This window comes from Haloterrigena alkaliphila (assembly GCF_017352155.2).
Lineage (GTDB): Archaea > Halobacteriota > Halobacteria > Halobacteriales > Natrialbaceae > Haloterrigena > Haloterrigena alkaliphila.
Map to the genome: position 1 here is coordinate 2,639,468 of NZ_CP071462.1, position 22,917 is coordinate 2,662,384.

Sequence of the window (22,917 nt, forward strand, 5' to 3'; positions counted from 1 at the left end):
TTCTGGACGGTCGGTCAGTTGTCGTCCGTCGCTGCGGCGGCCCGGTCCCGGATTCGTTCCGCTCGAGCGATCAGCGGCCCGTCGATCATCTCGCCGTCGACCTCGAAGACGCCTCGACCGTCGGCGTCGGCCTCGCGTTTGGCCTCGAGGACGCGTTCGGCCCACGCGATCTCCTCGTCCGCGGGGGTGAACGCCTCGTTGATCGGGCCGACCTGTGCGGGGTGGATCGCGAGTTTGCCGTCGAAGCCCAGTTGGACGGCGAAGGCGGCGTCCTCGCGGAGTCGCGCGTCGTCCTCGAAGTCGGTGACGAGGGTGTCGATCGCCGCACAGTCGTTCGCCGCGGCGGCCAGCACGACGCGCTCGCGGGCGTACAGGACCTCCGTTCCCTCGGCGGTCCGGGTCGCACCGATGTCCGCCGAGAGGTCCTCGGCGCCGAAGACGAGCGCGTTGGTCTCCCGAATCGCGGCGATCTCCGGGGCCGCCAGCACGCCGGCGGCGTTCTCGATCAGCGCCAAGATCGGCAGCGAGTCGTCGTACTTCGCGATTTCGTCCGCGAGATCGAGCACGTCCGCCTGCGAGTCGACCTTCGGCGCCATCACGCTGTCGAGTCGGCGGTCGCCGTCGTCGGCGGGTTCCAGGAGCGCCGCGAGGTCGTCGATCAGCAGCGACTCGCTCGGATTGACCCGCACGCAGACCTCGCAGTCGGGATCGAACGCGGGGTCGACGAGCACCTCGCGCACCGTTTCGCGGGCCTCGGCCTTGCGCTGGGGAGCCACGGCGTCCTCGAGGTCGAAGACGATCACGTCCGCGCCCGCTTCGGGCGCCTTTCGGAGCATCTCGGGTCGGTCGCCGGGGGTGAACAGCACGCTTCTGCGTCCCATACTGGCGTGTCTTCGGTCCACGACCAAAGGAATGTGTGTGGAATACTGCTAGCGGTGTCGACCGCCGACGGTTGCTGGCGCCGGGCGACTGTCGACGGTTGCTGGCGCCGGGCAACTGCCGATGGTCGCTGGCGCGCAACTGTTACGTCGCGAGGTCGCTCGAGACGGGCACCCCCTGTTCAGAGTGAAAACGGTGTGCGATGGATCGTCTGGTCTCGTCCGGTTTCGGGGGCCCCTCGTTCAAACTGAAAGCGGTGCTGACGTCCCCGGGGATGAGGGGGCGAGGGCTCGAGAGATCGACGGACCAGTTCACTTTGAACGAGGGGGTGTCGCATGTTCGAGTCGATAGGTACCCTGCCGACCGCGACTGTGGGTCGATGTCCCGCACCCCTCGTGCAGAGTGAAAACCGGCAAACGGGTGAGCTATGTATCGGAGGTAGCGGACCGGGCCGAATTGTCGGATGAGACTCCTTGAATGTTGGATGAGGGGCCTCGGAAGTCAAAATTTGAGGAGCGGAACCGATATTTCATCAGGAATCACCAGGGCTAATTCGCCTCATCACTCATCGACACTTAATGTTCTCAGGACACTGTTGCTTGTATCGTAACATATATTACTAAACTAGAAAGGGAGGGAGGAGAGGGGAGGGGTATGGGAGAGCAGAGGAGAGGAGTGTGGACACGTAGCGGAAGGCGGTCCAGACACTCCGTTGGGTTACTCGAGGCTACCGACACGCTCGGATACGATTCTGGGGTCTGCTGACACGCTCGGATACGATTCTGGGGTCTGCTGATACCGCTTGGAATCGATTCTAAGTCGGCGGTATCAGGGACTGGATGGAGTGCCCGTTCGCCGGTTTTCACTCTGCATGAGGGGTGGGGGAGCAGGGCGTCGGACGGTTCTGGATTCAGTCTGCATTCAGCGCGAAATCGCTACAGAGGATCCGGCGATCGACTCCATCGGTGGGTATTTCACGGCGGTGTATCAGTCTGAACTACCTTCCACAGATTTATTATGTCCGTCTTCGACGACCGAGACATGGCTGATCAGGCAGGGGATCCGCTTTTCCAATCTCACGATCCGATCTTCGATCGGAAGGAACTCCTCCACGTCGGGCACGTCCCCGACGAGGAACGGATCGTCGGCCGGGACGACGAGATCGAATCCGTCGCCGCCGAAGTCGGCGCGATCACGCGCGGTGACCCGCCGAACAACGTGATGATCTACGGGAAGACCGGCACCGGAAAGAGTCTCATCTCCCGACACGTCGCGACTCGAGCGCGGAACGCGTCCCGGGGGAACGACGTCGACTGCGGCGTCCTCTACGTCGACTGTTCGGAGGCGAACACGGAGACGCGGGCGACGCGCCAGTTGGCGCTCAGTCTCAAGGAGGGGACCGGGTACGAGGGGAACATTCCGGTCCGGGGTGTCGGCACGATGGAGTACTACCAGCACATCTGGGACGTGCTCGAGGCGTTCTTCGACGCGGTCATCGTTATCCTGGACGAGATCGACAAACTGGACAATAGCAACATCCTGATGCAACTCTCGCGGGCCCGCGAGGCCCAGAAGACGGACGCCTACATCGGTGTCATCGGGATCAGTAACAAGGTCAAGTACCGGGAAACGCTCGACGAGCGCATCGACAGCAGCTTCGGTCACCGCGAACTGTTCTTCCACCCCTACGACGCCTCACAGCTCCGGGAGATCATGCGAAACCGCGAGGACGCCTTTCAGTCCGGCGTGCTCGAGGACGGGACGATCGAGCTCTGTGCCGCGCTCGCGGCCAAGAAACACGGCGACGCGCGGAAGGCCATCGAGATTCTGAAAGAGGCCGGCGAACTCGCCCGTCGGACCGGGAGCGAGACGGTCTCGGAGGACCACATCAAGCAGGCCCAGGAGGTCGCCGAGATCAATCGAATCGAGGAACTGACCAGCGGTGCCACGGTCCACGCGAAACTCGCCCTCTACGCACTGGCGAGTCACATCGTCACCGGCGAGCGAGAGACGTACAAGACCCGCGAGATCTACGAGCGCTACGGCAGCGTCTGCGATCTGATCGCGACCGATCCGATCACCGAGAACGGCCTCTACCGCCAGCTCAAGGAACAGGCCTTCCTCGGCGTCATCGAGTCCGAGAAGACCGGCGGCGGCCGCTCGCAGGGGAGCTACCTCCTCCACCGGCTCGTTACCGATCCGAAACACATCGTCAAAGCCGTGCGGCGGGATTCGTCGCTCGAGGATCTTCCGACGTACGACGACCTCGCTGGCACCGAGCGGGCGACGACGGATCGGGACGCCGATCTCTCGTCGTTCTCCTGATCGAATCAAATCTCTCTCGTCGAATCGGATCTTTCTCGTCGAATCAAATCTCTCTCGTCGAATCGGATCTTTCTCGTCGAATCAAATCTCTCTCGTCGAATCGGATCTTTCTCGTCGAATCAAATCTCTCTCGTCGAATCGGATCTTTCTCGTCGAATCAAATCTCTTCCGTCGAATCGATTCTCTCATCGACGTATCCGTCCGGTCCGTTCGCCACCGTTTCACTCTGAATCGGGGGTGGGGGTGGCCCGCGTATTTCCGATCCCGACTCCATCCGTCGTCGAACCGACTTACGGCCAGAGTCCTCGCGCCTCGTGTGCCGCCGCGACCCGCTCGAGGCCCACGATGTAGGTCGCGTCGCGCCAGGTCACGTCTCGGGCGTCGTACTCCCCGCGGACGTCGGCCCAGGCCTGACACATCTCGGTCTCGAGTTCCTCGTTGACGCGCTCGAGGGACCACTTCCGGCGATTGATGTCCTGGAGCCACTCGAAGTAGCTGACGGTGACGCCGCCGGCGTTGGCGATGATATCGGGGATCACGTGAACCCCTCGCTCGGCGAAGATGCGGTCGGCCGTGGTGGTCGTCGGCCCGTTGGCGCCCTCGACGATCATGTCGGCGTCGACGTCGCGCGCGTTCTCGCCGGTCAGGACGTTCCCGATGGCGGCGGGGATGAGCACGTCGACGTCCAGCTCGAGCAGTTCCTCGTTGGTGAGCGTCTCGGGCGCGTCGTAGCCCGAGACCATCCCCGGCCGCTCGTCGTGGTCCTCGACGTCGGAGGTGTCGAGGCCGTTCGGATCGTAGACGGCGCCGTCGACGTCCGAAACGGCGACGACGGACGCGCCGAGGTCGTCGAGGTAGCGGGCCGCGTTGGCGCCGACGCTGCCGAAGCCCTGGACGGCGACGGTCGTCTCCTCGACGTCCCAGTCGTAGTACTCCATCGCCTCGCGCGTGATGATGCCGACGCTCCGTCCCGGCGCCTCCTCGCGACCGTAGGAGCCGCCGACGACCGGCGGCTTCCCGGTGACGACGCCGGGGGTCGTCTCGCCCTCCTGCATCGAGTAGGCGTCCATGAACCACGCCATCGTCTGCGGATCGGTTCCCATGTCCGGCGCGGGGATGTCCTTCATCGGGCCGATCACGGGCCGCAGTTCCTCCGCGAAACGGCGGGTGAGCCGCTCTTTTTCCTCCGCGCTGAGTTCTTTCGGGTTGACCACGACGCCGCCCTTGCCGCCGCCGAAGGGGAGGTCCATCACCGCGCACTTCCAGGTCATCCACATCGAGAGCCCGACGCACTCGTCTTCGCTCACCTCCGGATGGTAGCGCAGTCCGCCCTTGTACGGCCCGCGGACGCTGTCGTGGTGGGCGCGATACCCCGTGAACATCTCGCGGGAGCCGTCGTCGCGCTCGAGGGGGACCGTCACCCGGTGGACGCTCGTCGGGTAGCGCAGTCGCTCGACGATCCCCTCGTCGACGTCGAGATGGGCCGCGGCGCGCTCGAGCTGGCGACGGGCTGTTTCGACCGCGCTCTCCGACTCGGGTTCGGACTGCTGGTCGGCGACTGTCATGGTAGAATCGGGCGGATCGTGGCGTACTCTTCCCGGAGGCCGGGCAAAACCCTTGGCACTGCACTCGTCTACTGACACGTAGCGAGCGGAAGCCCACCCCTTCAGGGGTGAGTGTAAGCGACAGCATGGCTCGGCAATCCACGCGCTATTGCTCGTCTGGATGTTCCACCGCTTCCAACCCCGCTTCGATAATTTCCCGATAGGCTTCTTCGAGGGTCACGTCCTGCTGTTCGGCGTAGTCTTTCACGCGCCCGTTCAACGTGTGCGAGATGTCGATGTTCGGTCGCATCGTCTATGTCCAAAAGACATTTGGACGTAGAACTGTAAATGTCTGTTGTCGTGAGGCGAACCAACACGTTCGCGGTGCGCCCGCTCTCCACGCAGGACGAGCAACTGCTCCGCGACCTGTTGGACGCCTCCGCCAGTCTGTGGAACGAACTTACCTACGAACGTCGCCAAAACTTCTTCGACGGCGAATCGGTGTGGGACACCGCCGACTACCGCAAGCAGTACGTCGGCGTCCTCGGCTCCGCCACCGCCCAACAAGTCATCCGCAAGAACAGCGAGGCATGGCGGTCGTTCTTCGCTACTCGAGAAGGTGGTGAGGACACCGCCCCGCCGGGCTACTGGGGCAACGAGGACGAGGGGCGGGAGTTGCGGACGTACCTCCGCAACGACCAGTACACCCTCGAAACCGGCGAGCGGAGCCGACTCGAAGTCCCCGTCGGCCAAGACCTGAAAGAGGAGTACGGCCTTGGCTACCACGACCGTCTGCGCCTCGAAGTCACTGGCCACCCGAAGTGGGACGGCGAGCAGGGCCGGTTGGAACTGTACTACGACGAGGTAGACGACACGTTCAGAGCCATTCAGCCTGTCACCGTACCCGATTCTCGACAGGATTCACCACTGGCTTTGGAAGAAGCCGCGCTGGACGTGGGCGCGAACAACCTCGTCGCTTGTACCACTACGACCGGTCAGCAGTACCTCTACGAGGGGCGCGACCTGTTCGCCCGATTCCGCGAAACCACCGGAGAAATTGCCCGGTTGCAGTCGAAACTCCGGGAGGGCCGGTACAGCAGTCGCCGGATCCGACGCCTGTATCGCAAGCGAACGCGACGCCGCGACCACGCACGGGACGCGCTCGTGCGCGACCTTATCGAGCGACTGTACGACGAAGGTGTCGCTACGATGTACGTGGGCGACCTCACGGACGTGCTGTCAGAACACTGGAGTACAGTGGTGAACGAGAAGACGCACCAGTTCTGGGCGTACCGTTCGTTCATCGACAGGCTCGCTACGACCGCCGAAGAGTACGGTATCAGGATCGAGGTGCGGTCGGAAGCGTACACGACGGCGGAGTGTCCGGCGTGTGGCGAGCGCGACGATACAGACCGGAACGGCGATGTGTTCCGGTGTTCGTGTGGCTACGAGGGACACGCCGACCTCGACGCTTCGCGGACGTTCCTCGAACGGCAGGCTGGCACAAATCTGGGAGTGGGGTCGATGGCACGGCCCGTACGCCTCAAGTGGGACGACCACAACTGGTCGGAGTCACCACGCTCTCCCGAGAGGGCCAGTCCCAACGAGGAGCGCACAAACCGGAGTACCGACGACGGGAAACTTGCCTCCGTAGGTACGGCATAGCCAACATCTCACCGGAGGAATCCCATCCTTTATGGGTGGGAGGATGTCAAGCCCCCTGATTGAAGCCCCTCGGCGTAGTCGTCATCCGCGTGTCTATCGAAAGTACCAACCCGGCGACGGGAGAGGTCGTCGACACCTTCGACGAGACCTCGAGCGAGGACCGCGAGGATCGCCTCGAGCGGGCGGCCGAGACCTTCGAGGAGTGGAGCGAGACGCCCGTCGAGCACCGCCAGGGGTTGCTCTCGGCGGCGGCGGACGTCCTCCGCGACCGGAGCGAGGAGTTCGCCGAACTGATGACCGAGGAGATGGGCAAGCCCGTCGGGCAGGCCCGCGACGAGGTCGAGAAGTGCGCGTGGGTCTGCGACTACTACGCCGAACACGCCGCCGACTTCCTCGACGACGAGGTCGTCGCGGGCGAACCCGACGCGCGGACTGTCGTCGCCTACCAGCCGCTGGGACCGATTCTGGCGATCATGCCCTGGAACTTCCCCTTCTGGCAGGTGTTCCGCTTCGCCGCGCCCAACCTCGCGGCGGGTAACGTCGGCCTGCTGAAACACGCCTCGAACGTCCCCGGCTGTGCCACGGCGATCGAGGACGTGTTCCGCGAGGCCGGGTTCCCGGAGGGCGCGTTCACGTCCTTGTTGATGAGTTCCAGCGAGATCGACAACGTCATCGCCGACGACCGAATCAGGGGCGTCACCCTCACCGGGAGCGACGGGGCGGGTCGCGCGGTCGCCGAGACCGCCGGCAGCGAACTCAAAAAGAGCGTCCTCGAACTCGGCGGCAGCGATCCGTTCGTCGTCCTCGAGGACGCCCCGATGGGCAAGACCGTCGAGACGGCGGTCCAGGCGCGACTCATCAACAACGGCCAGTCCTGTATCGCGGCCAAGCGGTTCGTCGTCGTCGACGAGGTCTACGACGAGTTCGTCGAGCGCTTCGTCGAGGAGATGGACGCCCAGACCGTCGGTGATCCGATGGACGAGGAGACCGACATCGGGCCGCAGGCCCGCGAAGACCTCATGGAAGAACTCCACGGGCAGGTCGAGGAGACCCTCGAGGCAGGCGGCGAGTGCAAACTCGGCGGCGAGCCGATGGACCGCGACGGCGCCTTCTACCCGCCGACCGTCCTCACCGACGTCCCCGAAGACGCGCCCGCGGATCAGGAGGAACTGTTCGGTCCCGTGGCGACGGTGTTCCGCGTGCCCGACGAGGAAGCCGCCATCGAGAAGGCCAACGACACCCGGTTCGGCCTCGGCGCCAGCGTCTGGACCGCGGACCTCGAGCGCGGCGAGCGAGTCGCCAGGCAGTTCGAGTCCGGCCTCGCGTTCGTCAACGAACTCGTCAAGTCCGATCCCCGACTGCCCTTCGGCGGCGTAAAGGACTCGGGCTACGGCCGCGAACTCGCCCGCGACGGCATTCGCGAGTTCGTCAATACGAAGACGATCTGGGTCCAGCGGGACGCCGGCGAGGAAACCTGAAGGGAGGAGTGAGGGGAGGGTACTGCTACTCGTCGCGGAACCGGATCTCCGCGTCGTCGCGGAATCGGTCCGACTCCCCGACGTCGCGGAGTCCGTCCTCGGAGTAGCTGAGTTCGACGTCGCCGTTCTCGATCGCGCTCCACCACCACCGCCACAGCAGCGCGTAGCCGACCGTACTGACGATCACGTACAGCAACATCGGTTCGGGTGGCAGTGGCATCGATCTCGTACTGGTCCCGTCGTGGGTCGATCACGATCCGGTCCTCGCTGCGTCGCCGCCTCGAGCACGTGCCCCCTCATATACGGGGTCAGTTCCCGGTACCACGTCAATCGTTATCAAGGTATCTGGGGAGTGAAATCGGAACGGCATCGGTTGAGTGAAACGTCGGGCCGGGGGCCTCGAGCGACTGATGACCGCTGGCGACTGCTGATCCGTCGCGTGCGCTGGTCTCCGTCCCGCCGATGACGCAATCGACGTGCGGTGGCGCGCGCTGGCGGCTGGACGAGCGATAGCGAGGCCAGCGGCCAGACTCGTGCGAGGGATGAGTGAGCGAGCGGGAGCGAAGCGAGCCGTGAGCGAACGAATCGGCTGGGGAGGATTGTGGAAATCCCCGCTGCCACGATAGCAGGACGCTTACTCGATCTGACTTCTCCCACAACTGAATACGTGGGCTTTCGCTCTGTCTCCACTGTAATTCTCCTCGAGCACGTCGATCGATACCGGGCGAATGAACGGGAGAATCGGGACGACCGAGGACACACAGAGCGTCCTGCAATCGTGGCAACTAGGAGGGCCATATCCTCCCCAGCCGATTCGCTCACTCACTCCGTCTGCTCACGGGCGCGAAGCGCCCGTTCGCATGATTCGCGGGACCGGAGGTCCCGCGCTACTCGTTCGCTCATCCACCGGAAGCCGCTTCGCGTCTTCCGAGCCATTCGCTCGCTGCGCCCGCGAAGCCCTCGCACGTCGTTTCCGGCGCGCCTTCGCAGTACTCAGGCGCACCGCCAGCGCGCGCCACCGCACGCCGGATTACGAGTCGGGCAGTCCGAGTCGAACTTTCGACCGCACAGACGAAACGTCTCACAGTCCCGGCGGAGACGTCTCCGAGAGGGTCTCGCGCCCTCGAGTCCCAGTGGATAGATCGAGTCCCAGCGGAGGGAACGCCTTGCGGCCGCTCGAGGTGTGCGCGGATGACCCCTTCGGAGAACACTACAGCACGTTCGAGATCGTGTAGACGTTGATGCAGACCGCGATCGTCCACGGAACCACTAGCCCGGCAGGGATGATCGGTCGGTAGGCGGTGGGGAGGATGGGTCGACAGACCAGGGCGATACCGACGGCGGCCGCCTTCAACACGAGCATGCCGGCCAGCCCGTGTCCCTCGATCGCGCTCCGAGCGACCGGGTTCGATTCGGCCAACCCCAGGTGGAGGCCGACGAACGTCGTGATGACGTCGGCGACCAGGGAGAGCGCGACGACCACCCACAGGGCGCGCTCGAGGGTGGTCGGCGAGAGATCGAACGGGAGCTCGAACTGCGGATACGCGCCATCGGAGCTCATAGACCCCCTGCCGGAGTCGAACCGGCCCAGCCGCGGCGACCGTCGGGAGCGTGCGACAAGCACGCCACGGTACCGCCGCTCGGGGTATTGTTATGGCAGCCATAGGCGGCGCTCGGTCGGTCGTCCAGCGAGGTAACCACCGTAAAACGACACTACCGTGCTCGCTCGGTCGAGCGGACGGCGGACTCGAGTCGCCATCGGGACGCGCCGGAATCGATCGAGTTCGGACGTTCGCGTCGGTGCTGACTCGACGGAGCCGGTGCTGACACGACGGAGAGCCGATGGATGGAGGATGCCCTGTGCGAGGACTCCGGAACGCAGGGCGTCGCTCGGGCCGAACGACGTCGGTGGAACCGTCCGAAATCAGTCCATAACTGCAGGGCTCGACTCGAGTCGCGCAATCCTGGCTTCCGCTGTGTTGCGAGTCAGTCGCTCAGGAAAGTGGGGCACAGAGAGAGGGGAGAGGAGAGAGCGGGGCGCGTCCGATCACCACTGATCGTTGGAGCTCGCCACGAGGGGATGAGGAGGATCGCGTGTCGTGGGACGCGACCCGCTCGGATATACTGCCTCCGTGGTCACCAGCACGGAGACATCGTATGCTGGACGGTCGATCGACACCAATGCTCGCGTTCAGTCGTACAGCTATTATATCGGGGATGACAAGTGCTACCCCGTCGCCGACCGCATCTCACCGGTCCGGTGCGTCCCCGATTTCGCCGCGCGAGGCCGCGAGGAGCCGGTGGCAACTGCAGGCACAACCGCTTTCGACGATTTCGTGGGAGTATACAGTCCAGATCGGCCCCTCCGTGTACGTGAACATTAGCTTTAGCGTCACGGAGCGAACTCGAGAGCAGAACCCGCCAGTGGGGCATGGAACGCACACATAACGAGCATCTCGTCCACCGGCTCGCGACGCTTCGTGACCGGATCGACGCAGGGATGGACCGTCGCGAATTTCTCCGGACCCTGGTTACCGGCGGCTACGCGCTCGGCGTGGCCAAGTTCCTCGGCGTCGACGACTTCCTCGCGGCCGGCGACGGGGAGGTCCCGATCGTGACCGGGCTCGTTCGCTCGGACCCCGACGATCCGTGGTCGATCGAAGAACGCGTCAAATACGTCCCAGCGGAGTGGTACGCCGCCGTCGAGAAAGCCCTCGAACTGAACGAGCGCCTGGCGCGGACGGCGTTTACCGGTTACCTCGGCAGTGCGGTCGTCCCCGGGTCCTACGAGAGCGCCACCGCCACCGTCTCCGTCGGCGTCTCTACCGACGCGGAATCCATCCGCGAGACGGTCGAGGGGCTGTTCGAGGGCGTCTCGCTCCAGATGGAGACGATCATCGACGTCGAGGACATCGAGGAGGGTCCCGAGGACCTCGAGCCGCGGCTCGCCGGCTCGGTGTCGATGGACGACGTCCCGAGCGGCGTCGCCTGCCAGACGGCCGAGAGCATCGCGACGCTCGGCCCCGCGCTGTACGATCCGTCGTCTCGACAGGAGCTCTTCGTGACGGCCGAACACGCGTTCGCGGGCGGAGCCACACCGTCCCGCGACCAGCTATCGCTCCCGGTCGAAAACGCCGAGACCGTCGATCTGGGCGCCGTCGAATACGCCCATCCGACCGAGGACATCGCCGCGGTGGCGCCGTACGGCGGCACCGCTCCCTCCAACAGCATCGACTCGCCGTCGCCGGCCCGCGTCCGCGGTCAGTTCACCCGACTGGGACTCGCCGACCTCGTCGCTCGAGGCGAGAAACTCGAGAAGGTCGGCGCGGTGACCGGCCACACGACCGGGAAGATCCAGGGCATCGACGCGGTCACTTGCTTTACCGACGACTTCTGTCGCTACGGACAGATCCGCTGGGGCGGAGAGATGGACCTGACCGACGGCGACAGCGGGTCGGTGAGTTTTCACAGCGATCCCGAGGGCGAGGACCGCGACGTCCTCGTCGCGGGGTTCAACAACGCCCGCACCTGGTGGCCCGGGCAGAGCTACGTCTGGGGCGTCGCCGCCTACAAAATCACGGAGGAGCATGGCTATCATTTCTGACCGACTCCCGACGGACGGTCGACCACGCTCGTTCCGCGAGTATCGACGGGCGTCCAACGCGCACCAACTATCATCCAACACGCGCCGACGACCGTCCCACAACCATCGCCAAGCACCGACTGGTAGTCCCTTCTCCTCGATCAATGGTAACCGATAATACATCGCGTTCCGGCCGGTTCGGACGCACCGTCCGCGGCGTCGTGAGCACCGTCGTTCGACTCGCTCTCGACCTGTTCGTCGTCACCGTCTGGGTCGTCTTCCTGACGCTGGCCTTCCTCGAGACCGCGTGGCCCCGCTGGGCGTTCTACGCGCTGCTCGTGGTCGGCGTCGGCGGGTACGTCACCGTGACGGCGACGTGGGGGCGGTCCGACGGCGGAGACGGGTCGGAGTCGTCGTGATCGCAGACTAATCGGTCGTCGCCGGCGTTCACTCGAGTGCGTCCTCGAGTCGGTCGATCAGGCCCTCGTTCCCGACGTGGACCGGCGTCCGGTCGTGTAACGCGTCGGGGTCGACCGACAGCAGCGACCCGGTACCGTCCGAGGAGCGGCCGCCGGCGCGTTCGACGACGTAGCCGATTGGGTTCCCCTCGAACTGGAGGCGCAGTTTTCCCTCCGGACGGGACTCGAGGCCGGGGTACGCGAAGACGCCGCCGTAGGTGAGTACCTGATTGACGTCGGCGATCATCGCACCGCCGTACCTGAGTTTGAGTTCCTGTTCGATCTCGCGGGCGTAGGTTTCGAAATCCGCCGGCCAGTCGGGGACGCGACCACCGAAGCCGTAGACGACCGGATCCGCGGGCAGGGTGACGTCGCGCTCGATGAGTTGCCGCTCCCCGCCGGTCATCTCGTACTCGGAGACGGTCTCCTCGGTCGCCAGCACCATCGTCGTGATCGGTCCGTAGAGGACGTAACCGGCCGCGACGAGCGTCTCGCCGCGGGCGGGCAGCGCGTCGTCGTAGACGCCGAAGATCGTCCCCATCGCGTTGTTGGACTTGATGTTCGAGGAGCCGTCCAGCGGGTCGACCGCGACCGCGTAGGCGTCGCCGGCCGCCGGATCACCGCCGCAGTCCTCGACCTCGGGGCGCTCCTCGCTGGCGTACTGGCCGACGCCGTCGATGGCCGTGAGGCGCTCGCGGAGCATGTCGTCGGCCCAGACGTCGGCTTCCATCTGGGTCTCGCCGCTGGGATTCTCCTCGTCGACGGCGCCGCGCCGGCCGATGAGGCCCTGTCTGATCTCGGTCGCCGATCTGCTGATCGTCGCGACGACGCTCTCGACGACTGGATCGGACACCGTCATCCTATTCCGTGGCCTCGAGCGCGGCGTCGGCGGTCGCCTCCTCGTAAATGACCTTCTCCAGGGCGTCGAGGATCTGCGTGGGATTCTCGCGCTGCCAGACGTTGCGGCCGACGGCCAGTCCCGAGCAGCCGGCGTTGACGGCGGCCTCGACGGTCGAGAGGAACTCGTAGTCGTCGGTCTTCGAGCCGCCCGACATAACGACCTTCATGTCGCCGGCGGACTTGCAGGCGTGGGCCATCGCCTCGGCGTCGCCGGGGTACTTGACCTTCGCGATGTCCGCGCCCAGCTCGAGGCCGAGTCGAGTCGCGTAGGAGATGACCCCCGGTTTGGTGTCGTTCTTGAGCCCCTGACCGCGCGGGTACGACCACATGACGACGGGCAGGTCGTGCTCGCGGGCGTCCTCCTGGACGTCGCGGAACTCCTCGGCCATCTCGACCTCGTGGTTCGAACCGCCGTAGAGGGTGAACCCGATGGCGTCGGCGCCGATCTCGGCCGCGTAGTCGACCGAGCAGTTGACCGCCGAGTCGTACTCGCCCATCCAGAGGTTCGAGGTCCCGTTGACCTTCAGCAGGAGGTTGACGTCGTCCTCGTAGCTGGGGTAGTAGCCCTCGGCGATCCCCTTCTGGACGGCCATCGCGGTGACGGCGTCGTGGGTCGCCGTCTCGAAGACCGTCGAGGGATCGAGCTTCTCGGGAACCTCCTCGAAGTCGGTCGGTCCGTGCTCTAACCCGTGGTCCATCGCGAGAATCAGTGACTTACCGTCGCGGACGATCGGGGAATCGTCGATCGGAATCATCTGTTAGACGGTCCACTAGGCCGCTATATATCTCTGATGGTCCGGATTATCGAAATTCCGTACTCGAGTAGTAAACGAGCCTGACAACCGTATCGGGAGACTCGATATTGTCGCTGCAGTGAGTCGTAATGCGCGGCGGTCAGTCAGCCCAGCATCTCCCGGGCGTTGTGTCGCCACGTCCGGACGTGCAGGACGTCCAGACCGAGGGCGTTGGCGACCGCGAAGGCGCTGACCGTCGCCAGCCGCTCCGCCGAGCGGACCCCGGCCTCGGCCAGTTCGTCGGCGTCGTCCGGGCCGACGCCGGTGACGGCCGTCACGGGAGTCGGCTTCGGATACGGGCGTTCGGACGGGCGCTCGCGACTGACCGCCGCGAGGGGCGAGTGCTCGTAGTCGAACGACTGCCAGCGCTCGTCGCCGCTAACGGCGATCCACTCGCGCTCGGCGTCGCCGAGTCCGCGGACCTCGCTCGAGCGACGCTCGAGGTCGCCGTCGCCGTCGAACGACCACGGCAGCGAGAACTGTCGCCGGAGCGCGTCGGCGTCGGACTCGTCGACGCCGGCGTCGAGTAACATCCGGTAGGAGTACTCCTTGGCCGCGACGGCGTCGGGGTCGACGTCGACCGCCTCGAGGCGGTCCCGCTGGTCGGCTTCGATCCGCTGGCCGTCGGCGCCGGCGTCGCGACGCGACGCGACGTCGGCCTCGAGCAGTTCGGCCTCGTCGAACTCGAGTTCGACGACGTCGGTGTCGGCGTCGTCGACGGCCTCGAGGGCGTCGGCGTCGATCTCGACGGCGATCCCGATCCCGATATCGACGGGTTCGGTGCCACCGCCGTCGCTCTCGTCGCCCTCGGCGTCGCTCCCTCGGTTCGCTCCCGTTTCGCTGACGACCTCGTTCTTGCTCACGCGATTCACCGGTTATGGGTAGCTCTCACCCACTCTTCTTGAAACTTGTCCTCGCGGTGGACGTGATAACCGCTCCAGCACGGCGATGGAGACGCAAATCCTTACGGCGGCGTCCCGCGAAACGGGGGTATGGTTCGCACGGAACTCGAGCGGATCGGCGTCGTCGGCGCGGGCACGATGGGCAGCGGCATCGCACAGGTCGCCGCGACCACCGGCTACGACGTGGTGATGCGGGACATCGAGGACGAGTTCGTCGAGAACGGCTTCGAGACCATCGACGACAGCCTCGGCCGCCTCGAAAGTCGAGATGCCCTCGACGAGGACCCGGAGACCATCCGCGACCGAATCGCGGGGACGACGGCTATCGACGACCTCGCCGACTGCGATCTGGTGGTCGAGGCGGCGCTCGAGGAACTCGAGATCAAGCAAGACGTCTTCGCCGACCTCGAGCGGGTCTGCGACGACGACGTCCTGCTCGCGACGAACACGAGCACGCTCTCGATCACCTCGATCGCGGCTGACCTCGAGCACCCCGAGCGCGTGATCGGCCTCCACTTCATGAACCCCGTCCCGATCATGGAGGGCGTCGAGGTGGTCGTCGGCGAGAAGACGACCGACGAGGCCACTGAACTGGCCCACGACCTCGCCGAGGAACTGGGCAAGACCACGTGGGAGGCCGACGACAAACCCGGCTTCGTCACGAACCGGATCTTGATGCCGTGGATCAACGAGGGTATTCGCGCCTTCGACGAGGGCGTCGCCACGAAGGAGGACATCGACGCGGGGATGGAACTCGGGACGAACGTCCCGATGGGGCCGCTGACGCTCGCCGATCACATCGGACTGGACGTCTGTCTGCACGCCTCCGAGACGCTACACGAGGAACTCGGCGACCGCTACAAGCCCGCCTACCTCCTCAAGCGGAAGGTCGAGGCCGGCGACCTCGGGAAGAAGACCGGCACGGGATTCTACGAGTACGACTGACGACCGCGCCGACGGTACGGACGATCGTCACGAGAGCGATCGTCACGGGAGCTGACGCATGCGTAGGTGTAAGCGGGTTGCGGCCGAACGCACCGGTATGGGCCGAGACGTCCACCTCAACGACATCGAGCCGGTGCTCGAGGAACTCGACTATCCGATCGCTCGGGACGCGGCTGCAGAGCGCTACGACGACGTGACGCTGATCCTCGCGGAGGGCGAGCAGAACCTCGGCGACCTCGTCGCCGAGTCGGGCGGCGACGAGTTTTCGTCGGTCGACGATCTGGAGTCGGAAGTGTTCAACCTGCTCCCCCGACGCGCCGTCGGCGAGCCCTACCAGTCCGAGGGCGAAGGATAGTCACTGGTGTAGCGGCTTCTCCGACATCTCCTTGCGGAGGTCCGCCAGGTGCGACCGCGGCACTCCCTCCTCGAACGTCTGGAGGAGCGCGTAGACCTCCTCGCGGGAGACCTTCACGTCGCCTTCGCGGATGACGTCTTCCGGTCGCTCGCGGAGTTCGCGCATCGTTCCGACCGCCAGCAGGTAGGGGATCGCCCACGCCGAGAGCCGGTTTCCGTGGGTCTCGGGGACGACCTCGAGGTAGCGCTGGGCGTCGTCGAGGTACGTCTCGGCTCGGCCGGTCACCCGCTTGATGACGTTCGTGACGCCGCGGTGGCTGGTCTCGTCGGTGACGGCGTCGACGTCGACGTCCTCGTCTTCGAGCCACTCGGCGGGTAGGTAGACGTTGTTCTCCTCCCGGTAGTCCGAGGAGACGTCTTTGGCGATGTTGACCAGTTGCAAGAGCAGGGCGAACGAACGGGCGTTCTGTTGCATCTCGCGGGCGCGATCCGGGGACGCGCCGCGAGCGACCAGTCCCGTGATGAGCGTCCCGACGGTGCCGGCGGCGTACCAGCAGTACTCCTCGAGTTCTTCGAGTGTCTGAAGACGGAGACCGCCCTCGCTGGCGTAGCGGTCGGTGAACATCGCCATCCCGTCGACGAGTTCCCGGACGGGGTCGCGCATGATCTCGCGGGGGCCCTCCTCGAGGGATTCGAACGTCCGGACGATGCGGGGCGTCTGCGCGACGACCTCCCAGTCGTCGGTGCGCTCGTCGGGGAGCCACGGCTCGACGTCGTCCATGAATCCCGAGACGGTCTCGTCCGCGTCGGGGTCGAGCACGCGGTCGTACGTCGCGAGCAGTTCGGTCTGCGTCGCCGGCGGAATGTGCCCCGCGTCTTCGATCGTGTCTGCGACTCGACAGAGGAGATACCCCAGACAGATGTGCTTCGCCATCGGTTCCTCGAGTCGGTCGATGGTTATCGAGAACGTCCGCGAAACGCCGTGAACCGCATCGTAACACCACTCGAGGTCGGCGTCGGTCTGTGATCCGGACTGGCCCGTGGTCATCTACTGCCTGCATTTGGGCGCCAGACCGGAAAAACACCCGGGTCTCGGCGCATTCTTCCGTCCAGTCGTCGAATTCACTCCCGACATCGAGCCGTCGACCCGGTCTCGAGACGGTAACGCTCGCCCCGACCCGGCGCCTCCCGCCCGAATCCGTAAGCGCGCCGAGGGCCAACCCGCGGCCGTGACCCGAACCGTACTCATCGCCGGCGCGCACGGACAGGTGGGACAGCACGTCACGGAACTGCTCGGCGCGGGCGAACACGAGGCGCGAGCGATGGTCCGCGACGAGGACCAGACCGACGAGATGGAATCGCTGGGTGCCGAGCCGGTCGTCGCGGACCTGACCGGGGACGTCGACCACGCCGTCGAGGGCTGCGATTCGATCGTCTTCGCCGCCGGTTCCGGCGGTGACGACGTCTTCGGCGTCGACCGCGACGGCGCGATCAATCTGATCGACGCCGCCGAGGACGCGGGCGTCGATCGGTTCGTCATGCTCAGTTCGATGGGCGCCGACGACCCCGAGTCCGGCCCCGACGCGCTCGAGGACTACCTGACCGCCAAAGCGGAGGCCGACGAGTACCTCCGGCAGAGCGGTCTGGACCACACCATCGTCCGCCCCGGCGAACTGACGAACGGCTCGGGGACCGGCACGGTCGAAGTCGGGGACGACATCGGGCTGGACGCCGGCGACATCCCCCGCGAGGACGTCGCCCGAACGCTCGTGGCCGCGCTCGACCACGACGAACTCGTCGGGGAGACGTTCGAGCTCCTCTCGGGCGACGAGCCGATTCAGGAAGCGCTCGCGACGATCGCTCCGAACTGATCGTCGCTGGTCACCCGTGTCGGCCGTTCCGATTCGGCGACTGCCGGCGACGCCACTTCGACGTTCGTCGGTCCTCAGCACCCGCACTTATTTCGCACTCCCAGGTCCAGAAACGGCCGCACGGAACGATACCACTAACAACGCGGGTCCCGATAGCTCGAGCATGGACTTTTCACTCTCTGCCGAACAGGAACAGATCCGCGAGATGGTCTCGGAGTTCGTCGACGAGGAGGTCGTCCCGGTCGCCCAGGAGATCGACCACGACGACGAGTTTCCGGCCGACCTCGTGAGCGAGATGGGCGACCTGGGGCTGATGGGGATGCCCTTCCCCGAGGAGTACGGCGGCGCCGGGCTGGATTACCACTCCTACGCCATCGGCCTCGAGGAAATCTCCCGAGGCTCCGGCGGCCTGGGAACCATCGTCGCCGCCCACACCTCGCTGGCGGGGAACATGCTCTACGAGTTCGGCGACGAGTCGCAGAAGGAGGAGTACCTCACGCCGCTGGCCGAGGGGCGAGACATCGGCGCGTTCGCGCTCTCCGAAGCGGGAGCCGGAAGCGACGTGCCAGCCATGGACACCACCGCAGAGAAGGACGGCGACGAATACGTCGTCAACGGGGGTAAGCTCTGGATCTCGAACGGCTCCGTGGCCGACACGGTCACGCTGTTCGCCAAGACCGACCCCGAGGCGGGCAACGAGGGCATCACCTCCTTCATCGTTCGGCCCGAGGAGGACGACGGTTTCATCGTCGAAGGAACTGAGGAGAAACTCGGCGACAAGGGCTGTCCGACCGCGGAACTCCGGTTCGACGAGATGCGGATCCCTGAATCGCGACGGCTCGGCGAGGAGGGCGAGGGCTTCGTCCACGCGCTGAAGACGCTCAACGGCGGCCGCATCACCATCGCGGCTCGGGGCGTCGGCATCGCCCGCGCGGCCTTCGAGGAGGCCCGCGACTACGCGAACGAACGCGAGCAGTTCGGCCAGCCCATCGGCGAGTTCCAGTCGATCAAGCACAAACTGGCCGACATGGATACGAAGATCCAGGCCGCGAAGATGCTGATGCACAAGGCCGCCGACAAGAAGATCCGCGGCGAGAACTACATCAAGGACGCCTCGCAGGCCAAACTCTACGCCTCCGAAGTGAGCCGCGAGGTCGCCAACGAGGGCATCCAGATCCACGGCGGCTACGGCTACACCAAGGACTTCGCCGCCCAGCGGTTCTACCGCGACGCCAAACTCAACGAGATCTACGAGGGCACCAGCGAGGTGCTCCGGAACACGATCGGCGACCAGTTGCTCGAGGAATAAGCCGGCCGTCGATCACCGCTTCGAGCGATCCGTCTCTCCCTCGAAACAGTCCTGCACCCACTCGTAGTGCTCTCGGACCCGCCGCCGGCCGCCCTCGGTGAGGGCGTAGACGTCGTGGATCCCCGCCGTTCGCTTCTCGACGAACCCTGCGTCCTCGAGCGCCGACAGCGACCCGTAGAACGACTTCGGATCGAGGTGGTCGTCGTAGTGGGACTCGAGACGGGACTTCAGCTGCTGGCTGCGCAGTTCGCCGTCCTCCGCGGCGGCCAGCAGGAAACAGATGTCGCGGCGGCGGCCGCTCCGGAGCCACTTGGTCATATCCCAGTCGTGGCGTCGCCCCCGCTCGAGCGTTACGGTTTCCCGCTCGAGGGGTCCGGTCGCCGATCACGACTCGGCGAGCGCACGATAGCCCGCGACGACAAGCGCCCACGCGAGGCCGCCGGCAACCGCGACGGTCAGCAGCGCGAGTCCGCCGATCTCGAGGTGGACCGCTCCAGCGGCGTGGCGTTCGTGGCTGAAGAGCAGCCAGCGGCCGGCGGGGTCGCCGACCACGACGGTGCCGGAGCCGACGGCAAGCGAGCGAAAGACCGCCGCCGCGAACGCCGTCGAGAGGATCGCGATCGTCCCCACCGCGCCGGAGACGGCGGGCGCGAGGAGTTGCATTCCCGGGCGTCGCCCGGCGTCGTCCTCGCTCGAGCCGTAGACGCCGAAGCCCTGGCCCGCCCCGCGAGGGAGGCCGGCCACCCGGACGTCACTGGGGTACTGCAGGAGGACCGCGGCCATCCAGAGGTCGCCGATCGAGCCGGCGGCGTTGGCCGCCAGCGCGACGACGACCAGCGGCGAGGGGTAGACGACCATCGCGACGAGGCCGACGGCCGTCAGTCCCAGAAACGGGGCCAGCGTGACGACGAGCATCTGGTTTCGCGTGTACTCCTCCCGTTCCGACTTCGCGTACGCGTACGGCAGGACGAAGTGGGAGACGCCGACGCCGTACTCGGGATCGTCGCCGTACCGGGCCATGGCGGCCCCGTGGAGCAGTTCGTGGGGAACGACGACCAGCGCGGCCAGCCCCAGCGAGGCGACGAGCCAGACGCCGACGTCCGGCGGCGAGAAGGCCGGGATGACGATCGGCTCGAGCGAGGTCCCCCGAATCACCGCGAGGACGTGACCGAACGCGTAGGCGGCGGCGAAGAAGCCGATCGCGGAGCCGACGACCCACTGGATCGCGACCGTCCGCGTCCGTCGGAACTGAGCGATCAGTCGGTCGGTAGCGGGCTCCCGGCTCACGGTCGCCTCCTCACAGGGAGCCGAAAAATCGGTACCGATTCCGGACGCTCGAGGCGGGGTCGGGTCGTCCCAGTCGTCGGATCCGACGAAACCGATAGTTTCCCGGTCCTCGACCGCCGAGTACCGGCCATGACCGACGAGCGAACGGCCGCGGCGAACGGCATCGCGGCGCGGTACGACGAGACCGACTCCGAACGACGCCTCGCGTTCGAGGCGATCGACGACACCGCGGCGCCCCGATCGGGTGCGACCGCCGCGATCGCACAGAACCGCGAGGGGTACGCCATGCTGAAGGTACGGCCGACGGTCGACGGCGACGAACTCGAGCGCTACTACGGCTTCGACATGGCGCTGGACCACGCCGCGGAGCTGCTGGGGGTCGCCCCACGCGATCTTCCGATACCCGCGGCGGCCGAAGACATGGGCATGTAACGGACTTGGAGGGCTCGAGCTGCCCTCGCTCGTAGTCGACGACGGCTCGCAGCCGACGACCGTCGGCCGTCAGAGTATTACCGCGTAGACGAACAGCAGGCAGAAGTAACAGAGTACCACCGCTCCGAGCGCCAGCAGGCGGAATCGGCGTACGTCGGCATCCTCTTCGCGATAGGCGCGTTCGAACGCGGCGCGTTCGCGATCCGAGAGCGATGCGGGGTGCTCGAGTCCCCGGTGGAGCGTCTCCAGTCGCTCCTCGTGGAACGGCAGACCGCAGTAGGGGCAGCGCGCGGCCGGTTCGTCGGCTCCGACGGCGACCGCCGGACGCTCGTCGACCGCCGACGCGCGTTCAGTCGGCGATCCGTCGGCTTCCCGCCGCGGCGAGTCGGCGGACTCCCGTCGCCGGTCGGATGCGGACATCGGTCGACGATACACCGTCCTCGCTAAAGGATCCTCTCCAACGTCTCAGGTATCGTACCCGTGTCCGTATCGTCGGCCGAGGGCCATCGAGTCGGGCGATCCGTTCGCCCGATGGGAAAAAGCGGGAACCATAAATACGCGGAGTCGAACGATCCATACGAGAATAGCCGTGGCAACCGAATCCCCGTCGTTTCCCCGTCCGATCGGCACCCGACAGCGCTTCGCTGCACTGCTCACAGCGACCGCGCTGGGCGTCTACCTCCTGTTGCTCGTCGGTGCCACGACGTCGCTGACGAACGCGGCCGCGGCGTGTTCGACGTGGCCGACCTGTCACGCCCCGGTCGATCCGCTGAACCAGACGCAACTCGCCGTCGCGTGGGGTCACCGGATCGCGGCCGTCGTCGTCGGCCTGCTCGTCGCCGCGACGGCCGTCACCGCCGTCCTCGGCGACGTCTCCGGACGCGTGCGGACGACGCTCGTCACCGCGGCGGTGCTCTACGTCCTGCAGGTCGGCGTCGGCGCCGTCACGGCGCTTTCCGGTCCCGCGGCGATCGTTCCCGGCCTCCACCTCGGCCTCGGCCTCGCCATCTTCGGGGCCGTCGTGCTCGCGCTCGCCTGGGACCTCGAACTCGCGACCGGCAGCGAGGACGACACGATGCCGGAGCCCGAACCCCTCGCACCCGATTCGGCGGCCGGTGTCGAGAACGCCGAGGCCGGTCGCTCCCTTCCCTCCGGCGGCCTCGAGCGCGCTCGATTGACCGCCTTCGCCTATTTCAAGATGATGAAGCCGCGCCTGATGTGGCTGCTCTGTCTGGTCGCCGCCGCGGGGATGGCGCTGGCCGCCGGGCCCGCGCTGACGCCCGCGACGATCGTCGCCACGCTCGGCGGCGGCGTCCTCGCCATCGGCGCCTCGGGGACGTTCAACCACGTCCTCGAGCGCGACGTCGATCAGAAGATGTCCCGGACGGCGGATCGGCCGCTGGCGACCGACCTGATCCCCGTTCGAAACGCCCTGGCCTTCGGCGGCCTGCTGACGGTCGCCTCGGTCGGCGTCTTCCTGACGATCAACCGGCTGGCCGCCGCGCTCGGGTTGACGGCGATCGTGTTCTACAGCGTGGTCTACACGGTCGTCCTCAAACCGAACACGGTCCAGAACACGGTCATCGGCGGGATCGCCGGCGCGCTTCCCGCGCTCATCGGCTGGGCGGCCGTGACCAACGAGATCGGACTGCCGGCGCTCGCGCTGTCGGGCGTGATCTTCCTCTGGACGCCGGCGCACTTCTACAACCTCGCGCTGGCGTACAAGGACGATTACGCCCGCGGCGGGTTCCCGATGATGCCCGTCGTCCGCGGGGAGACCGAGACGCGAAAGCAGATCGTCTACTACCTCGCGGCGACGCTGGTGTCGACGGTCGCGCTGGCCTGGATCACCGACCTCGGCGCGCTGTACGCCGCGACGGTGGTCGTCTTCGGCGGCATCTTCCTCTGGACCGCCGTCAGGCTCCACTTCGAGCAGACCGAGGCCGCTGCGTTCCGCTCGTTTCACGCCTCGAACGCCTTCCTCGGGGCCGTCCTCGTCGCGGTGCTGGTCGACGCGCTCGTGCTGACTGGCGCCCCGTTCTGATTCGAACGGCCGGGACCATCGCTCGAGTCCCCGTTATTGTGCGTTATTCTTCCAGTGTAGTGGACGCCGTACCGCTCCGAACCGACCGGACGGTGCGGTGGCGCGCGCTGGGTCGTGACGAGCCAACAGCGAGTCACGACGCACCGT

23 protein-coding genes are annotated in these 22,917 nt (G+C 66.2%); 11 read left to right on the top strand and 12 right to left on the bottom strand.

All coding sequences use genetic code 11. The annotated features are described in order from the left end of the window. Positions 1 to 14 precede the first annotated feature (14 nt). Positions 15 to 881 carry an HpcH/HpaI aldolase/citrate lyase family protein gene (locus tag J0X25_RS31625; protein WP_207287871.1) on the bottom strand — a complete coding sequence of 289 codons (867 nt, stop codon included), beginning with the start codon at positions 879 to 881 and terminating at the stop codon, positions 15 to 17. 1,039 nt (positions 882 to 1,920) lie between these two features. Here J0X25_RS31625 and J0X25_RS31630 point away from each other — a divergent pair. After that, positions 1,921 to 3,204 carry a Cdc6/Cdc18 family protein gene (locus J0X25_RS31630; RefSeq protein ID WP_207287872.1) on the top strand — a complete coding sequence of 428 codons (1,284 nt, stop codon included), beginning with the start codon at positions 1,921 to 1,923 and terminating at the stop codon, positions 3,202 to 3,204. A gap of 290 nt (positions 3,205 to 3,494) precedes the next feature. Here the strand turns inward: J0X25_RS31630 and gdhB are convergent, their stop codons facing one another. Both gdhB and J0X25_RS31640 read right to left on the bottom strand, forming a co-directional pair. Further along, complete coding sequence (gdhB, locus tag J0X25_RS31635; protein ID WP_207287873.1) at positions 3,495 to 4,769, bottom strand: glutamate dehydrogenase GdhB; 1,275 nt, start codon at positions 4,767 to 4,769, stop codon at positions 3,495 to 3,497. Positions 4,770 to 4,914: 145 nt separating this feature from the next. Then, positions 4,915 to 5,058, bottom strand: a complete 144-nt coding sequence (locus tag J0X25_RS31640; protein WP_207287874.1) for a hypothetical protein — start codon at positions 5,056 to 5,058, stop codon at positions 4,915 to 4,917. A 38-nt stretch (positions 5,059 to 5,096) separates the two neighbouring features. Here J0X25_RS31640 and J0X25_RS31645 point away from each other — a divergent pair, with 38 nt between their 5' ends. Continuing rightward, complete coding sequence (locus J0X25_RS31645; RefSeq protein WP_345778467.1) at positions 5,097 to 6,413, top strand: RNA-guided endonuclease InsQ/TnpB family protein; 1,317 nt, start codon at positions 5,097 to 5,099, stop codon at positions 6,411 to 6,413. An 89-nt stretch (positions 6,414 to 6,502) separates the two neighbouring features. Next, positions 6,503 to 7,891, top strand: coding sequence for an NAD-dependent succinate-semialdehyde dehydrogenase (locus J0X25_RS31650; RefSeq protein ID WP_207287875.1), 1,389 nt, complete (start codon positions 6,503 to 6,505; stop codon positions 7,889 to 7,891). A gap of 25 nt (positions 7,892 to 7,916) precedes the next feature. Here the strand turns inward: J0X25_RS31650 and J0X25_RS31655 are convergent, their stop codons facing one another. Both J0X25_RS31655 and J0X25_RS31660 read right to left on the bottom strand, forming a co-directional pair. Then, the gene (locus J0X25_RS31655; RefSeq protein ID WP_207287876.1) at positions 7,917 to 8,111 is read right to left on the bottom strand and encodes a hypothetical protein; all 195 of its coding nucleotides are present in this window, start codon (positions 8,109 to 8,111) and stop codon (positions 7,917 to 7,919) included. A 990-nt stretch (positions 8,112 to 9,101) separates the two neighbouring features. Beyond that, positions 9,102 to 9,452, bottom strand: coding sequence for a DUF5658 family protein (locus J0X25_RS31660; RefSeq protein ID WP_207287877.1), 351 nt, complete (start codon positions 9,450 to 9,452; stop codon positions 9,102 to 9,104). 870 nt (positions 9,453 to 10,322) lie between these two features. Between J0X25_RS31660 and J0X25_RS31665 the strand changes: the two genes are divergently transcribed. Both J0X25_RS31665 and J0X25_RS31670 read left to right on the top strand, forming a co-directional pair. Beyond that, positions 10,323 to 11,495, top strand: coding sequence for a hypothetical protein (locus tag J0X25_RS31665; RefSeq protein ID WP_207287878.1), 1,173 nt, complete (start codon positions 10,323 to 10,325; stop codon positions 11,493 to 11,495). A 143-nt stretch (positions 11,496 to 11,638) separates the two neighbouring features. Beyond that, the gene (locus J0X25_RS31670) at positions 11,639 to 11,893 is read left to right on the top strand and encodes a DUF8119 family protein (RefSeq protein ID WP_207287879.1); all 255 of its coding nucleotides are present in this window, start codon (positions 11,639 to 11,641) and stop codon (positions 11,891 to 11,893) included. Positions 11,894 to 11,921: 28 nt separating this feature from the next. Here J0X25_RS31670 and J0X25_RS31675 read toward each other — a convergent pair whose 3' ends face one another. The 3 genes from J0X25_RS31675 to J0X25_RS31685 form a co-directional block, all read right to left on the bottom strand. Beyond that, positions 11,922 to 12,791, bottom strand: a complete 870-nt coding sequence (locus J0X25_RS31675; RefSeq protein WP_207287880.1) for a class 1 fructose-bisphosphatase — start codon at positions 12,789 to 12,791, stop codon at positions 11,922 to 11,924. A 1-nt stretch (position 12,792) separates the two neighbouring features. Next, on the bottom strand, positions 12,793 to 13,587 hold the full coding sequence (locus tag J0X25_RS31680; RefSeq protein WP_207287881.1) for a class I fructose-bisphosphate aldolase: 795 nt from the start codon (positions 13,585 to 13,587) through the stop codon (positions 12,793 to 12,795). Positions 13,588 to 13,730: 143 nt separating this feature from the next. Then, the gene (locus J0X25_RS31685) at positions 13,731 to 14,489 is read right to left on the bottom strand and encodes a hypothetical protein (RefSeq protein ID WP_207287882.1); all 759 of its coding nucleotides are present in this window, start codon (positions 14,487 to 14,489) and stop codon (positions 13,731 to 13,733) included. Between the two features lie 129 nt (positions 14,490 to 14,618). On the opposite strand from J0X25_RS31685, the gene J0X25_RS31690 reads away from it, so the two are divergent. Both J0X25_RS31690 and J0X25_RS31695 read left to right on the top strand, forming a co-directional pair. After that, positions 14,619 to 15,473: a 3-hydroxyacyl-CoA dehydrogenase family protein gene (locus J0X25_RS31690; protein ID WP_207287883.1), complete on the top strand. Its 855-nt coding sequence runs from the start codon at positions 14,619 to 14,621 to the stop codon at positions 15,471 to 15,473. A 97-nt stretch (positions 15,474 to 15,570) separates the two neighbouring features. Next, positions 15,571 to 15,828 (top strand): DUF5789 family protein, encoded by a 258-nt coding sequence (locus J0X25_RS31695; protein WP_207287884.1) that lies wholly within the window; start codon positions 15,571 to 15,573, stop codon positions 15,826 to 15,828. Here the strand turns inward: J0X25_RS31695 and J0X25_RS31700 are convergent, their stop codons facing one another. Next, positions 15,829 to 16,875, bottom strand: coding sequence for a phytoene/squalene synthase family protein (locus tag J0X25_RS31700; protein ID WP_207287885.1), 1,047 nt, complete (start codon positions 16,873 to 16,875; stop codon positions 15,829 to 15,831). Positions 16,876 to 17,056: 181 nt separating this feature from the next. Here J0X25_RS31700 and J0X25_RS31705 point away from each other — a divergent pair, with 181 nt between their 5' ends. Then, the gene (locus J0X25_RS31705) at positions 17,057 to 17,698 is read left to right on the top strand and encodes an SDR family oxidoreductase (RefSeq protein WP_207287886.1); all 642 of its coding nucleotides are present in this window, start codon (positions 17,057 to 17,059) and stop codon (positions 17,696 to 17,698) included. 163 nt (positions 17,699 to 17,861) lie between these two features. Beyond that, on the top strand, positions 17,862 to 19,007 hold the full coding sequence (locus tag J0X25_RS31710) for an acyl-CoA dehydrogenase (protein WP_207287887.1): 1,146 nt from the start codon (positions 17,862 to 17,864) through the stop codon (positions 19,005 to 19,007). A gap of 12 nt (positions 19,008 to 19,019) precedes the next feature. Here J0X25_RS31710 and J0X25_RS31715 read toward each other — a convergent pair whose 3' ends face one another. Further along, positions 19,020 to 19,325, bottom strand: coding sequence for a PadR family transcriptional regulator (locus J0X25_RS31715; protein ID WP_207287888.1), 306 nt, complete (start codon positions 19,323 to 19,325; stop codon positions 19,020 to 19,022). A 66-nt stretch (positions 19,326 to 19,391) separates the two neighbouring features. Further along, a complete protein-coding gene (locus J0X25_RS31720; protein ID WP_207287889.1) occupies positions 19,392 to 20,294 on the bottom strand; it encodes a DUF3267 domain-containing protein in 903 nt (300 codons plus the stop codon). Between the two features lie 129 nt (positions 20,295 to 20,423). Here J0X25_RS31720 and J0X25_RS31725 point away from each other — a divergent pair, with 129 nt between their 5' ends. Then, the gene (locus J0X25_RS31725; RefSeq protein WP_207287890.1) at positions 20,424 to 20,726 is read left to right on the top strand and encodes a DUF7111 family protein; all 303 of its coding nucleotides are present in this window, start codon (positions 20,424 to 20,426) and stop codon (positions 20,724 to 20,726) included. A gap of 69 nt (positions 20,727 to 20,795) precedes the next feature. Here J0X25_RS31725 and J0X25_RS31730 read toward each other — a convergent pair whose 3' ends face one another. Then, positions 20,796 to 21,146 (bottom strand): DUF7410 domain-containing protein, encoded by a 351-nt coding sequence (locus J0X25_RS31730; protein WP_207287891.1) that lies wholly within the window; start codon positions 21,144 to 21,146, stop codon positions 20,796 to 20,798. A gap of 169 nt (positions 21,147 to 21,315) precedes the next feature. Here J0X25_RS31730 and J0X25_RS31735 point away from each other — a divergent pair, with 169 nt between their 5' ends. Next, the gene (locus tag J0X25_RS31735) at positions 21,316 to 22,770 is read left to right on the top strand and encodes a heme o synthase (protein WP_207287892.1); all 1,455 of its coding nucleotides are present in this window, start codon (positions 21,316 to 21,318) and stop codon (positions 22,768 to 22,770) included. The last annotated feature ends 147 nt before the right edge of the window (positions 22,771 to 22,917 follow it).